Below are 13,661 nucleotides of genomic sequence, written 5' to 3' on the forward strand. Positions count from 1 at the left end.
TAGGTTCTTTGGGGCCGATCACGCTGATAAAAGAGGGAGAGAGATGATGGCCAGTACAGCTGCGAATGCCCGTGTCGATGCTCCGACCATTCCGATGCTGATTGGCGGCGAGTGGCGCGAGGGAGCGCAGACCGATCCTGTGAAAGATCCATATCGCAACGAGATCGTGTCGTATCAGCCGCATTCGACGCTGCTGGACCTCGATGCGGCGCTCAGCGCCGCGGTTGCCGCCCGCTCGATCATTGCCGGAATGCCCGGTTTCGAGCGCGCTGCGCTCCTGCGGCGCGTTTCCTCGCTTCTCGTGGAACGGGCCGACATGATTGCGGAGATCATGTCCCGCGAGACCGGAAAGGCGCTGAAGGACGCGCGCGGGGAGGTTGTGCGTTCCCAGGACACGATCAATCTTTCGGCCGAGGAGGCCATTCGTATCGAGGGCGAGCATATCCCGCTGGATGGCAGCGCGATGGGCGCGGGTAAGATCGCTATCATGCTGCGCTTCCCAGTCGGCGTTGTAGCTGGGATTACGCCCTTCAATGCTCCTTTCAATCTCGCCTGCCACAAGGTGGCGCCAGCGATTGCAGCCGGCAACGCCATCGTACTGAAGGCGCCGCCCCAGGCACCGGGAGTGGTGCACGAACTGGCCCGCCTGTTCTTCGACGCGGGGACACCGGCCGGCGTTCTCAACACGCTCTATGGTCCCGAAGTCGGGCCGGCTCTCGTGCGTGATCCGCGCGTCGACTTCGTGACCTTCACGGGCTCGACCCGCGTAGGCGCCGAAATCAAGGCGGCATCCGGCCTGCGCCGGGTAGCGCTCGAACTTGGCGGAGCAGGGCAGACCGTTGTTCACAAGGACGCAGATATCAAGGAGGCCGCCACAGTCTGCGCCCGCAATTCCATGCGTCTCGCAGGGCAGAGCTGCATCTCCGTGCAGACCGTTTACGTCCATGAGGATGTCTACAGCGTCTTCGTCGAGGGCGTTGTCTCCGAGGTGTCCAAGCTGAAGCTCGGCGATCCGCTCGATCCGTCGACCGACGTCGGCACGCTGATCAACGAGCCGACGGCGCAGCGCGTCGAGTCATGGGTCAAGGAAGCCGTGGCGGGTGGAGCGCGTGTCCTCACAGGGGGAGAGCGCAGAGGAGCGCAACTTCAGCCGACCGTTCTCGTCGACGTAAAGTCATCGATGAAAGTCGTGTGTGACGAGGTGTTCGGTCCCGTCGTCAGTATTCTGCCCTACAAGGATTTCGACGAGGTCTGCCGCACGATCAGCGACAGCCGGTTCGGATTGCAGTGCGGCGTCTTCACCAAATCCATCGATCTCGCCATCCGGGCCGTTCGCACGATCCGCACAGGTGGCGTCATCATCAATGGCAGCTCGACCTGGCGCACGGATCAGCTCGCTTATGGTGGTGTAAAGGATAGTGGCATCGGGCGGGAGGGCCCGCGCTACGCGATCCGGGACATGACCGAAGAACGCCTGATGCTTTTCAATCTCTGAACTGACGATGTCCCTTCTGCACACGGCTCACCTGAAGGTGAGGGAAGATGTGATTGAACCGTTCCGCGCCAGGCTGGAGCGCCATGCGGCCATCAGCCTGGAACGGGAGGACGGATGTCTGCGGTTCGATTTCTTCCAGGAGCGGGATGATCCCACCTTGTTCCTGCTCATCGAAATCTACGCGGATGATGCGGCACTCGAGGTTCACCGGAAGTCGTCGCACTATTTGGCCTTCCGCGAGGATGTCAGGGATTGGGTGATGGATCGGAAATGGTGGTTCTGGAATCCGGGCAGGCGGAACCCTCAGGATGGTCTACCTTGATCCGTGGCGCGCGGATCCAACGTCGGAGACTTGAAGAGGGGGATGCCTCATGAGCGTTGTCGTACGTTTCTACGAGACTGGCGCACCGGAGGTCCTGAAGGTCGAGAATGAAGACCTCGTGCCACCAGGTCCAGGACAGGTCCAGATCAGGCACCGGGCGATCGGCGTCAATTTCATTGACACTTATTTTCGCACCGGCATCAACAAGGCGCCTCAACTCCCGTTCATTCCAGGCAATGAGGCGGCAGGCGTCGTGACGATGGTCGGTCCCGGCGTGACAGATTTCAAGGAAGGAGACAGGGTCGCCTACGCCACCGCAACCGGTGGCGCCTATGCCGAGATGCGCAACCTGGACACTCGCTTTCTCATTCCCCTGCCGGACGCAATCGACGATCGGACGGCGGCAGCCGCCTGCCTGAAGGGGATGACGGCACACTATCTTCTGCGTCAATCGTTCCGGGTGGAAGCGGGACAAACGATCCTCGTCCATGCGGCATCGGGCGGTGTCGGGCAGATCCTCTGCAGATGGGCCAAGCACCTGGGCGCAAAGGTTATCGGAACGGTCGGCTCGGACAAGAAGGTCGCCCTGGCAAAGGCCGCAGGGTGCGACGAAGTGATCATCTACACGGATCAGGACTTCGCGGCTGCCGTCAAAAGCTACACGAAAGGCGGGCTTTGCGATGTTGTCTACGACGGCATCGGTCGGACGACGTATCCGGCATCTTTGGACTGTATCAAGCCGCGCGGGCTCCTTTGCGCTTTCGGAAATGCATCGGGACCAATCAAGAACTTCGATCTCCTTCTGATCGGGCAGAAAGGTTCTCTTTATGTGACGCGTCCTACTCTGGCCACCTTCACAGCGACCCGGGAGAAACTCCTGGCAATGGCCCAAGAGGTCTTCGATGCGATATCGAATCGCGTTGTCGATGTCCCGGTGAGGCAGACTTTCTCCTTGGTCGATGCTGCGCAGGCGCATCGGGCGCTGGAGGGGCGCCTGACCACCGGAGTCTCCCTGCTGCTGCCTTGGGCAGGTGCGACGCACCCAAGTTGTCAAGGTTTTGTCGGCTTTCCCGGCTGACACGGAGCCAGAATATCAACCGCAGGAACGAAAACCTCATGGCCGCTTCAGATTATGCCATCACCACATATTCGTATGTCGTTACTCACACGGCTGAGCAATGCATGAGCGCGTTGGCCGAGTGGGGCTTCAACGCCTTCGAACTGGTGATGTATCCAGGGCACGCGTGGCCGGCTGATATGGATCGCGGCGCGCGTCAGCAGCTCAAGACCTCTTTGTCTGAACGTTCACTCACTTTGAGGTCGCTCAATCAGCCGAACATCGATCTCAATATCGCCGCCGCTACACGCGAGATGCGGGACTATTCACTCTCCTTGCTTCGCAAGACTGTCGAGCTGGCGGGTGACCTATGTGTGCCGGATGTCGTCATCGGGCCGGGAAAATTGAATCCGCTCGTTCCTATCCCGCGTGAGCAGGCTGTCGAGCATCTCTATCGTGCGCTGGACGTCCTCGTGCCTCTTGCAAACAAAGTCGGGACGCGAATCCTCGTCGAAAATATGCCTTTTGCATTTGTACCCGATGCGGAAAGCCTGATGATGACGCTAGAGGCCTATGGATCCGATGAGGTCGGTGTCCTCTATGATGTGGCGAATGGAGCCTTCATCCGAGAGGACATCCGGGAAGCATTGCGCCGGTGCAGATCGCGTTTAAAGATGATCCACCTGTCTGACACCGGACTGTCAGTCTACAAGCACGATCCGGTAGGGTGTGGCACGATTGATTTCAATGCGGTGATGGAGGATCTCGGCTCGATCGGATGGACCGAGCGACCTGTGTTGGAAATGGTGGGATTGACCAGCGATCCGGCCGCGGAATTCTTTGACAGCACCCGAAAGCTCGATGTTGCGGGCGGTGCTGGCCGCTTCACTCAATAGAACGGAAACGCGCTCATCGCGCGATGACGAACTGCCAGAATGCGTCCGGATCGAATGAAAGCTGAACTTGCATGACTACCTTGAATCCCACTCTCGGATATATCGGACTGGGCAAAATGGGCAGTCCCATGGTGATGCGGCTTTTGTCCGCCGGACTTCCTGTTCGCGTCTGGGCCCGTAATCCGGATCGCCTTGATCCCATGCTCCAGGCGGGCGCCATCGCAAGTTCGAGCCCGAGGGATATGGCTGAAAATGCGGAGATCATTTTCACGTGCCTCAGCGACACTGCTGCCGTGGAGGAGGTCGTCCTCGGGCCCGAAGGGATTGGCACGGCACGGCGATCCGGAGGCATTCTTGTGGATATGTCGACGGTAGCTCCCGATGCAACCATCCGGATGGCGGCAGAGCTGAAGAGCCGGTGCGGGAGGGAGTGGGTCGACGCTCCGGTCTCGGGAGGCACGACAGGAGCGCAGACCGGAACGTTGACCATCATGGTTGGAGGGTCATCGGCTAATCTGGACCGGATCCGACCATTCGTGGCTCATCTTGGAAAGCGCATGACTCTCATGGGAGACATCGGCTCTGGACAGACGACCAAGCTCATCAACCAGACCATTGTCGCCTGCACGATGATGGTGCTCGCGGAAGCGCTCGGCTTGGCAAAGCGGACGGGCCTCGATGTAGCGGCGCTACCTGCCGCTTTAGCCGGCGGGCGTGCCGATTCAACAATGCTCCGGCAACTCTGGCCTCGCATGGTTGAGAATGACTTTGCTCCGACGGGAACTATTCAGAGCCTAGTAAAGGACCTGAAGCTGGTGCAGTCGCTCGGCCAGGCCGTCCACGCCGTCATGCCGATCACGGCAATTGTTGCGGAGCTTCACCAGTGGCTTATCGCCAATGGCTTTGCTGACGAGGACATCACCTCTGCTTACCGAATCTTTCGGCCGATCGACAATGAGCGCACTTGAATGTGAACCATTGCTCCGCCTGCAAGCATGATGCAGCGAATGCTTTTAACGTTCGGGAGACGACAGCTGTACGTCTCTTGCTCCCGACCTTGGAGGACTGAAATATGATCCAGATGCTCGATCCACAGAGCCTGACGGTGCTTGTCACCGGTGCAACAGCTGGCTTCGGGGCCGCTGTGTGCCGACGTTTCCATCAGGCAGGAGCGAAGGTGATTGCAGCGGGGCGACGTCGGGACCGCTTGGCCGCGCTCAAGGACGAGTTCGGCGAACGCTGTCATACAATCGAACTCGACGTCACGAACCGAGAGGCAGTGTTCGAGGCAATTGAATTGCTCCCAGAACCCTTTAAGCGTCCTAACGTGTGCGTCGCAAATGCTGGTCTTGCTCTAGGACTTGAGCCTGCTCACGAGGCTGATATCGCCGATTGGGAGCAGATGATCGCAACAAATATCAACGGTGCGGTCTCCACGGTGCGCGCCGTTCTGCCGGGTATGGTCGCGCGCGACGAAGGACATCTGGTCCTTCTCGGGTCGGTGGCCGGCGACTATCCCTATCCTGGCGGCAATGTTTACGGTGCCACGAAAGCGTTTGTGAAACAGTTCGCGCTCAACCTACGCGCGGATCTTCTGGGCTCCAACGTGCGGGTCACCAACATCGAACCCGGAATGGCCGAAACGGAATTCTCAGTCGTGCGGATGAAGGGGGATCAGGGACGAGCCGGGAAGATTTATGAGGGCCTCACTCCAATGACGGCTGAGGACATTGCGGAGACAATCTTCTGGTCCTGCACGCTGCCACGGCACTTGAATATTAATCGCATGCAGATGATGCCAATCATGCAGGCCTTCTCACCCTTTGCCGTGAAAAGGCGCTGACCTGTCCGCCACCCGTCAAATGACCTCTGTTTAGCGGTTCTGAAATTTAAGCCCGAAGACAACTAGTCTGGCCGACGTGGACATTCGCAAAGGCAGGGGATTTCGTGGTTGGCCCCGTTGACGACATTTACGTTCTGATTGTCTTCCTCGAGCGGAAATGGCTTTGTGATGATACGAAGTTGGGCCTGTGCAACGGCTGGCAATCTCGGGGGATCGATCATCTTCTCGTGGAGGAGATCGATGGGAAGGTAAAGATCAAGAATGAAGCGTCGGAGCGGATGGCGCCTGCCCTGACATGGCCATGAGGGTCTTCAGAACAATCTTCAGCAAATCGTTACGGCTCGTCGGTTTTTTGAGCCACGGCGCTCCCTGAAGCTCAGAGGGTATGCTCTGGCGCAGAGGGTATCCAGAATAGATGACGAATGGGATGGCGCGTCTGTTGAGTTCACCTGTCAGCTCCGTGGCAGGGCGGTCTTTGAGCATGAAGCCGACAATGACGATGTCGGCTGTGTTGGTCTCCAGCCAGGCTCGCGCCTCGGCAATGGAGGCCACCGTCTGCACGGCAATGCCTGCTTCCTCGAGGTATGCCTCGATCAACAAGGCAATGAGAATCTGATCCTCGACAATCAAGCAGCGGGGCTGATCCAGCATTTCTCTACTCCTAAACTTATCGGTAGAGGAGGCCGGAGAAGCCAGCATTCACTTAAGTTGACCTGAGCTGTACCGGATCCTTGTCGAGAGGGGCCGATCGGAATTACGGCCATCACAGACACGTCAGCCTGGATTGGTGAAATTAATCTCTGAAACTAACATAGGTCTATGACAGACGTTCGCTTGCATGCGATGGTGATTTCATTATCGGCAACCGATTTCAGGCGCTGGTGACTGAGAGATCCGAGTGCTCCCGCCTACAATAAAGGGAGCGCCATCATGCCTTCAAATTTCCATCCCGATCACAATCCGCTTATCCGCAAGCTGGAGAGCATCTTTACGCTCACTAATGACGAGCGCCAGGCTCTCCAAAGCCTGCCGATGCAGGTCACGGTCATCAAAGAAGACCAGGATATCGTGCGTGAAGGGGACCGCCCCTCCCGCTCATGCCTGATCCTGAGTGGTTTCGCCTGCGTCTACAAGATGACCGTTCAAGGCAAGCGCCAGATCGTGTCCTTCGCCATCGCCGGCGACATTCCCGACCTCCAGAGCCTGCACCTGAAGGTGCTCGACAACAGCGTGGCCACGATCAGCCCTTGCACGGCCGGTTTCATCGCCCACGAGGCCCTGTGGGACCTCTGCACCCGCTATCCGCGCCTCGCCGCCGCCTTCTGGCGCGAGACCCTGATCGATGCCGCCATCTTCCGGGAATGGGTGATAAATGTGGGCCGGCGCGAAGGCCCCACCCGAATGGCCCATGTCCTGTGTGAGCTGATGGTGCGCCTGAGGGCTGTGGGCCTGGTCGAGGACCATGTCTGTGACCTGCCGATCACCCAAGGCGAGTTCGCCGATGCGCTCGGCTTCACAACGGTTCACGTCAACCGGGTTCTGCAGCAACTGCGGGCCGAGGGCCTGATCGTCACGCAAGGAACACGGTTGACCATTCCTGATTGGGACAGGCTGAAGCAGATGGGTGAGTTCGACCCGACCTACCTTCATTTGGTGCGCGAGGATGCGGCCGCATGAGCCTCTCCCTTCAGCCGGTGCGGGTTGGCAATGGCAGCGACGAAGAGGGCATGCTGGTCTTCGATGAGAACCATCGGCTTGTAGCGGTGCTGACCCACCTCGGTGACCAGTACGATAGCGTATCAGGGCATTGGTACCTGGAAGCAGGGTTCGGTCGGCTGGAAGGACTGGGTCAGCCAACCTACGCCGATCTGGATGCAGCCCAAGAGGGAATCAGGCAGCACCTGGCCAGAGGGCGGTAGACGGCTTTCCGCTCGCCTATCATTTACCCTCACGGGAGTGCGGAGGGCTTTGACGGTCGTTGCTCCATGGATGATGAATTGACCGGACGCAAAAAGACAAAGGGGCTGAAGGCCGAGGGTATTAGCCATACCTGCTTGGAACCATAGGCCGACCAACAGGATTGAAAACCTTGCTGTATTAACCTTGGCAAGGCACGAGATGGCTGATCAGAAGGACACAAACCAAGACGATTTGCTGGAACAGCAGCGTGTCTTGGCGGAGTTCGGCGAACTCGCCCTCAAGACGGAAGCCTTGGACGACATCCTCAACAAAGGTTGCGAGTTGGTCGGTCGTGCCCTCGATACTGCTCTCGCGAAGGTCATGGAACTCCTGCCTGATGGCAGGACATTCAAAGCTCGCGCGGGCTATGGTTGGGACCCTGGCGTCATCGGGCACGTAATTGTCACTGCTGCTGAAAACTCGCCGGAGGGGCTGACCCTCAAGGATGGGGCGGTCATCTCGAACAATATCGCGGAGGAAGAACGGTTCGAGTACCACGATTTCATGAAAGAGCATGGGGTTAAGGCTTTCGCGAATGTGCTGATTTTGAGCAGCAGTGGGCGCCCGCCCTTCGGTGTTCTTCAAGTGGATAGCAAAACGCCCCGGAACTTCACGCAAGCGGATATCGAGTTTCTCAGGAGCTACGCCAATCTCCTTGGGGCAGCCCTTGAGCGTCTGCGTGTCGTGGACCAGTTGAGGGCGGCGGTGAGAGAAAAGGACCTTCTCATCGGCGAGTTGAACCATCGGGTAAAGAACACGCTGACGACGGTGCAGTCCATCGCCTCGCAAACCCTTCGCAATGCGCCGGACCTGGATCACGCCTCCAGTGCAATCGAGAGCCGTCTTATTGCGCTGTCGCAAGTCCACAACGTCCTGACTGACCGAAGCTGGGCTGACGTGGGCCTTCACGACATCGTCGCGCAAGCCGTCGCGCCATACCGCAGTCGCGGGGAAGACCGTATCCACGTGCAGGGACCCCCCATACAAGTACCGCCACGCATGGCCCTCGCCCTCGCGATGGCGCTGCAAGAACTGGCTACCAACGCGGTGAAGTACGGGGCGCTGTCGAATAGCATCGGAGAAATCAAGATTCGCTGGAAGCTGAACGGCACGAATGCCCCCAATCGCTTGTACCTGATGTGGGAGGAGACGGGCGGGCCGCCTGTCCACAAGCCTGCTCGGCGTGGGTTTGGGTCTCGTCTGATCGAGCGGAGCTTGGCGGACGATCTCGGAGGTGAAGTCAAAATCGAGTTCGCCCCAAGCGGCGTTGTTTGTGCAGTCGATGCGCCGCTTACTGGCTGACGCGAACGTCCACGATCGTTCTGAGTGTAACAAAGCGGGCAGGAGGCAGGATTAGGAAGGTTTCAGGGCTTCTCGGCTATGAAGATGTCGTCGACCAGACTTCATCATCTAGGCCGAAGGTACCCAAGGTTGAAAACCGTAGGTGAGACTCATTCCCCAGGCAGCGACGAGGACAGCTCCGTTCCCTCGAGCTCCCATGAGACGCTTCTCGGCTGACGTCGCTGGGTGTGTCCGTCCGGAACCCACGATCTGGTCCACTCGGCATCGAGGAGTTTCAGTCTTGGGACGATTGCAATTATCCTGCACCCGCCGGAGGCAACCTGTAGTTATCCCCGCCGCGTGGTCTGATTAGTTGCGAGCAGATCCCGGATCTCGGGCAACAGCTTCACATCGGCAGGGGCTTCAGGAGCCTTGGGAACATCTTTTATCTTCTGCAGTTTCAGGCAGTGCGTATCCCACATTGATCCGTATCCGCAGGGTGATCCGCCTGCTGAATGCTAGGCAGGGATGTTGGAACGGATCCTGCCACGCTCCGTTGGACTGTTGAGATTAGAACAGATCCAAAGGAGAACGTTCAGTGCGTACGACTCTGTTTTCGACAGCCGCCGCAATAGCCCTGGCTCTTGGCATCGCTCCTGTCCTCGCCCAAGCACAAGCCCCGGGCTCCTCAGGCACCGCGCCTGGCCAGATCAAGCCGCCGGCAGCCTCGCCGGAGACGCCTGGAAAGTCCGAAAGCGCTCCCGGCCAGAACCGCCCCAGCGCCTCGTCTGACGCCCCCGGCAAGTCCGAGGCCGCCCCCGGCCGTAGTCAGAGCTCGACCGCGTCCTCCGGCTCCGCATCAGAGCAGCCGAGCCAGGTCCAGCGTCAGGGTTCGTCTTCGCAAGATGCGTCCAAGCCGTCTTCGACAGGATCGGCCGAGCAGAGCCAGCGCCCCCCTGCGGCAGGCGCAGCCTCTGGCTCGCAGGGCTCGACCCAGGCCACCGATAACCAGAAGCGGCCGCAGCAGGGCTCTACGCAATCGGCAACCAGCGCACAGGAGAACCAGAAGACGGGCTCCGGCTCGACTTCGCAGACAACCGGCAACAGCCAGCAGCGCTCGACCACGGGTTCCTCGCAGCCGCAGAGCACCCAGTCGGAATCGGCCTCCACCACACAGCAGTCGGGCTCCAGTACGCAACAGGGCTCCACAACCCAGCAGAGCGGCGCGGCAGGAGCCTCGTCCAGCACGTCATCTACCGCTTCGTCGAACACCACGACGAACGCTGTGGCGAACCTGAACACCGAGCAGCGCTCCGAGGTGACGCAGGTCTTCAGCAACACCAACGTGAACACGGTCTCGAACGTCAACTTCAATGTGTCGGTCGGCTCCACCATCACGGATGAGGTCCGTCTGGCGCCGCTGCCGGCTGAGGTGGTGCGGATCGTCCCGCAGTACCGCGGTTACCAGTACGTCGTGGTGCGGGACGAGATCGTGATCGTCGAGCCCCGGACGAAGAAGATCGTGGAGGTGATCCACAAGTCCGGAGGCTCCCGTAAGTCCGCCTCCGTCAGCCTGAGCAGCGAGCAGCGCAAGAAGTTCAAGACCTCGGTAGAGACCACCGGATCCACGCGTACGACCTCGACCAAGGTGGAACTGCGCGAAGGGATTACGCTGCCCCAGGAGGTAGAGATCCTGGAGGTGCCGCAGACGATCGTCTCGGAGGTGCCGGAGCTTCGCACCTATCGCTACGTGGTGATCGACGATGAGGCTGCGCTGGTCGAGCCCGAGACGCGCCGCGTGATCGAAGTCATCGAGTAAGCCGAGCGGGCGGAGGGAAATGATCTCCCTCCGCCACCGTTTTAGAGAGACCCCACCGGTTGCCGCAGGCGAGACCAGGTTCCGGCCGCTGCAAGCCCATTACGCGGCCGCATGAACCGGGTAGAAACCGTTGACCGCTGAGGACACGTGCGCAGCGTCAGCGCCGAACCTGGACTCCGCCTCGAGGCCATTCGTGCCTTGACTGAGGGAATGGGTTGTTCATCGAGCCCGATTCAAGCGGAGTTCGCCCACGATGAGAACAACAATAGGGGGCGCTTAGCCCCCTTTTGCCGAGCAGAACTCGTTGGCCTAGATGTCAAACAACAGAACGTTGTCAACGTAGAGCTTCGAGTCATAGGTGTTCGCGTAAGTTGCCGTTCCGTCGTTTTCGACGCCAATCACAAAGGTGTACGTGCCATCCGCAGCAGCGGTGAATTTGCTCGTCGCCCAGGCCGTATCGCCGCTGAACGCGGTTGCAAGCGTGTGCTTCGCCCCTGCTTGGTCGATATAGTACGCGATGTCGTTGCCCTGGTCTGCGACCGAAGGGCGAACGGAGTCAAACATCCAGTCGAACTGGAACACGTCGCCGGCCGTGAGAGAGACGGTTTTGCTGATCGACGCTGTGGCGACAATTTCAGCGGCCTTGTTTCCCGCTACTGTTGTGATGGCAGCGGTTGCTCCGCCGTCATTTCCAACGCCGCCGGTCGTGACGGTCCAGCCATTGGACGCAAGCGTCCCAGTCTCAAAGTCGGAGAGAACGACCTTGGTTGGGGTCATTACCGGCTCGGCCTTGCCCACAACGTTAACCGTGATGGTCTCGGAGGCCGTCCCGTCTTCTGACGTGACGGTAAGGGTCTGCTGGACCACTTGGCCAGCCCCCAGCGACTGCGCCGCAGCGTTATCGATGGTGAACTCCCAAGCGCCGGTCTTGGCATCGAAGGTGAAGGCACCGTACTCCTTCACGAGGCTTCCGGCCGACACAGCTTGGAAGACGTTCTCGCCGCTGTCCACGTCGGACACGGTCAGAGTGCCTGAGGCCGTGGAGAGTTCGCCCGGTGAGGCAGCGTCCTCATAAACGGTCCCGGACTTCGTGCCGCTAATTGAGGCGGCATCGTTGATTCCGTGAACCTCAACCGTGATCGTCTCGGACGCTGTGCCATCCTTCGAGAGGACGGTAAGGCTTTGCAGAGCGATCTCACCGGTTCCCAACGATTGGGCGGCGTCGTTGTCGATCGTGAAATCCCAGGCGCCGGTGTCCGCATCGAACGTGAAGCTGCCATAAGCCTTCGCGAGATCGGCAGAGGCTACGGCCTGGAAGAGGTTCTCGCCAGAATCGACATCGTGGACGGCCAGCGTGCCGTTTGCCGTCTGGATATTGTCTTCGGTGACGGAGCCAGCGTTCGTGCCTGTGATTGAAGCAGCGTCATTGACGCCATGCACGTCCACCGTGATGGTCTCGTTTGCAGTGCCGTCCTTAGAGATGACAGTCAGCTTCTGGTGAACGACATCATTGGCGCCGAGCGACTGGGCCGCCGCATTGTCGATCGTGAACTGCCAGGCACCATTGCTCTCATCAAATGTGAAGCTGCCATAGTCCTTGGTCAGGTCACCTGCCAGGACGGCTTCGAAGACGTTCTCACCGGTATCGATGTCGTTGACCGTCAGGGTGCCACTGGTCGTCTGGACGCCATCTTCCGTGACCGAGCCAGTATGCGCTCCGCTGATCGAAGCAGCGTCGTTAATTCCCTTCACAGTCCAAATGACCGAGGCCGAGGTTGTAAAGCCGCTGTCATCTGTAATGGTGTAATCAACTGTTACCTTGGTTTCTGAACCCGCAGCGAGGCTTTGGAAAGAGGTGTGCGTCGGATCGAGGATGAAGGACTTCGCCTGAGCATCGTACGAGACCCCTGGGGGCAAGCTGGTCGGGGCATTCACCGTGAGAGATGAGGTTGGCGTATCGGCATCCGTCACTTTGGCAAGAGCACTCAGCGACACAGCATTGCCGTCTTCCGTAGCCTCTCCGGTCACGGGACCTGAAACCTTGGGGGCGAACATGGCCTTCAGGGTCGTTTGCTCAAAGCCGTAGACATAGGAACGCTCTTGCGAGGTCTTGCCGGTGCCGACAAGCATTGAGTCCTTGTCGGTGAAGAGAGCATTCAGAACGGTCTGGTCGAGCGTCTGGCCTGCGGCGTTCGTAATCGTCGGCAGGAGGCTGCCATTCTGGTTGATGTTGATGGTGAAGTTGCTCACGTCGTAGGTGAAGCCAGACGCAGATGTCTGCTGGACCCAATCGTGAACCGTGGTGTTGCTGAAGATCGCCTTCAGCCAATCCGTGTAGAAGGTCGAGAACTGGCTCTGGGTGAGTGTTCCGTCTTTCAGAGTGCCGTCACTGAGGACTGCGCTGACTGAAATCTTGCTGTTCTGAAGCAGGTAGCTTGTGAAGCTCAGGATCATTGATGCAACCGTGTTTCTCCACGCGCGTGATGTGCGTGTTGCTGTTCAGGCTTGTGGTTTGTGATTATCGAGACGGCTTTCGCCGGGACCGCTTAGAGAGCCTCATTCGAGACGTATTTCCTGCGACCCGCCCCGCCTTTTTTGCATCAATCGCTGTTAAGCGAGCCTGACGGTTAGCTGATAGGGTTAGCTTTCATCGAAAAATTGCAAAATGGATATACCTACAAAGTAGTAATCCACTGTGAATTAGGTTTTTATTTCTCAGTGAGAAAGACGCGACTAAGATCTTAGAGGCTATATTGCATCGATATAACAAAATATAAAAGTTTTGTTGCGGTTCTGATGTCAATGAAAGCTGCTGTGTGGCCATTTTACAATAAGATATGCAGAATCGCACGTTTGCTGGCTGAGCGATTGAGATAGACATTCAATAGATATGGGAAAAATACTAGGTCTAAGCTAAGATCCATTAGTTAAGCCCATGCAGCGGGGCTGCTAAATATTAGGTTGCTTATAAATAAGTGGGACGGGACCG

12 protein-coding genes are annotated in these 13,661 nt (G+C 58.7%); 10 read left to right on the top strand and 2 right to left on the bottom strand.

The annotated features are described in order from the left end of the window. Window positions 1-43: 43 nt before the first annotated feature. From ACUXUR_RS11560 to ACUXUR_RS11585, 6 genes are all read left to right on the top strand, one after another. On the top strand, window positions 44-1,495 hold the full coding sequence (locus tag ACUXUR_RS11560; RefSeq protein WP_445502495.1) for an aldehyde dehydrogenase family protein: 1,452 nt from the start codon (window positions 44-46) through the stop codon (window positions 1,493-1,495). Window positions 1,496-1,502: 7 nt separating this feature from the next. Then, on the top strand, window positions 1,503-1,817 hold the full coding sequence (locus ACUXUR_RS11565; protein ID WP_445502496.1) for a putative quinol monooxygenase: 315 nt from the start codon (window positions 1,503-1,505) through the stop codon (window positions 1,815-1,817). A 49-nt stretch (window positions 1,818-1,866) separates the two neighbouring features. Beyond that, entirely contained in the window at window positions 1,867-2,895 is a 1,029-nt protein-coding gene (locus ACUXUR_RS11570; RefSeq protein ID WP_445502497.1) for a quinone oxidoreductase family protein, read from the top strand. Between the two features lie 38 nt (window positions 2,896-2,933). Next, complete coding sequence (locus ACUXUR_RS11575; protein ID WP_445502498.1) at window positions 2,934-3,770, top strand: sugar phosphate isomerase/epimerase family protein; 837 nt, start codon at window positions 2,934-2,936, stop codon at window positions 3,768-3,770. 71 nt (window positions 3,771-3,841) lie between these two features. Next, window positions 3,842-4,738, top strand: a complete 897-nt coding sequence (locus ACUXUR_RS11580) for an NAD(P)-dependent oxidoreductase (protein ID WP_445502499.1) — start codon at window positions 3,842-3,844, stop codon at window positions 4,736-4,738. Between the two features lie 104 nt (window positions 4,739-4,842). Beyond that, window positions 4,843-5,613 carry an SDR family NAD(P)-dependent oxidoreductase gene (locus ACUXUR_RS11585; protein ID WP_445502500.1) on the top strand — a complete coding sequence of 257 codons (771 nt, stop codon included), beginning with the start codon at window positions 4,843-4,845 and terminating at the stop codon, window positions 5,611-5,613. Between the two features lie 255 nt (window positions 5,614-5,868). Here the strand turns inward: ACUXUR_RS11585 and ACUXUR_RS11590 are convergent, their stop codons facing one another. Further along, window positions 5,869-6,264, bottom strand: coding sequence for a response regulator (locus ACUXUR_RS11590; protein WP_445502501.1), 396 nt, complete (start codon window positions 6,262-6,264; stop codon window positions 5,869-5,871). Window positions 6,265-6,543: 279 nt separating this feature from the next. On the opposite strand from ACUXUR_RS11590, the gene ACUXUR_RS11595 reads away from it, so the two are divergent. From ACUXUR_RS11595 to ACUXUR_RS11610, 4 genes are all read left to right on the top strand, one after another. Next, the gene (locus ACUXUR_RS11595; protein WP_445502502.1) at window positions 6,544-7,290 is read left to right on the top strand and encodes a Crp/Fnr family transcriptional regulator; all 747 of its coding nucleotides are present in this window, start codon (window positions 6,544-6,546) and stop codon (window positions 7,288-7,290) included. Beyond that, window positions 7,287-7,532 (top strand): hypothetical protein, encoded by a 246-nt coding sequence (locus ACUXUR_RS11600; RefSeq protein ID WP_445502503.1) that lies wholly within the window; start codon window positions 7,287-7,289, stop codon window positions 7,530-7,532. Before ACUXUR_RS11595 ends, ACUXUR_RS11600 begins: the two co-directional genes overlap by 4 nt. A gap of 292 nt (window positions 7,533-7,824) precedes the next feature. Beyond that, entirely contained in the window at window positions 7,825-8,874 is a 1,050-nt protein-coding gene (locus ACUXUR_RS11605; RefSeq protein WP_445502504.1) for a sensor histidine kinase, read from the top strand. Window positions 8,875-9,451: 577 nt separating this feature from the next. After that, complete coding sequence (locus ACUXUR_RS11610) at window positions 9,452-10,672, top strand: DUF1236 domain-containing protein (protein WP_445502505.1); 1,221 nt, start codon at window positions 9,452-9,454, stop codon at window positions 10,670-10,672. Window positions 10,673-10,981: 309 nt separating this feature from the next. On the opposite strand, the gene ACUXUR_RS11615 is transcribed toward ACUXUR_RS11610, so the two are convergent. Then, window positions 10,982-13,126 (bottom strand): VCBS domain-containing protein, encoded by a 2,145-nt coding sequence (locus tag ACUXUR_RS11615; RefSeq protein WP_445502506.1) that lies wholly within the window; start codon window positions 13,124-13,126, stop codon window positions 10,982-10,984. Window positions 13,127-13,661 lie beyond the last annotated feature (535 nt).

This window comes from Microvirga medicaginis (assembly GCF_052658925.1).

What these genes read in the sequence shown, in the direction of transcription:
- ACUXUR_RS11595 (WP_445502502.1), top strand. Translation starts at nt 6,544, where the DNA reads ATGCCTTCAAATTTCCATCCCGATCACAATCCGCTTATCCGCAAGCTG.
- ACUXUR_RS11560 (WP_445502495.1), top strand. Translation starts at nt 44, where the DNA reads ATGATGGCCAGTACAGCTGCGAATGCCCGTGTCGATGCTCCGACCATT.
- ACUXUR_RS11615 (WP_445502506.1), bottom strand. Translation starts at nt 13,126, where the DNA reads ATGATCCTGAGCTTCACAAGCTACCTGCTTCAGAACAGCAAGATTTCA.
- ACUXUR_RS11600 (WP_445502503.1), top strand. Translation starts at nt 7,287, where the DNA reads ATGAGCCTCTCCCTTCAGCCGGTGCGGGTTGGCAATGGCAGCGACGAA.
- ACUXUR_RS11565 (WP_445502496.1), top strand. Translation starts at nt 1,503, where the DNA reads ATGTCCCTTCTGCACACGGCTCACCTGAAGGTGAGGGAAGATGTGATT.
- ACUXUR_RS11580 (WP_445502499.1), top strand. Translation starts at nt 3,842, where the DNA reads ATGACTACCTTGAATCCCACTCTCGGATATATCGGACTGGGCAAAATG.
- ACUXUR_RS11590 (WP_445502501.1), bottom strand. Translation starts at nt 6,264, where the DNA reads ATGCTGGATCAGCCCCGCTGCTTGATTGTCGAGGATCAGATTCTCATT.
- ACUXUR_RS11575 (WP_445502498.1), top strand. Translation starts at nt 2,934, where the DNA reads ATGGCCGCTTCAGATTATGCCATCACCACATATTCGTATGTCGTTACT.
- ACUXUR_RS11585 (WP_445502500.1), top strand. Translation starts at nt 4,843, where the DNA reads ATGATCCAGATGCTCGATCCACAGAGCCTGACGGTGCTTGTCACCGGT.
- ACUXUR_RS11570 (WP_445502497.1), top strand. Translation starts at nt 1,867, where the DNA reads ATGAGCGTTGTCGTACGTTTCTACGAGACTGGCGCACCGGAGGTCCTG.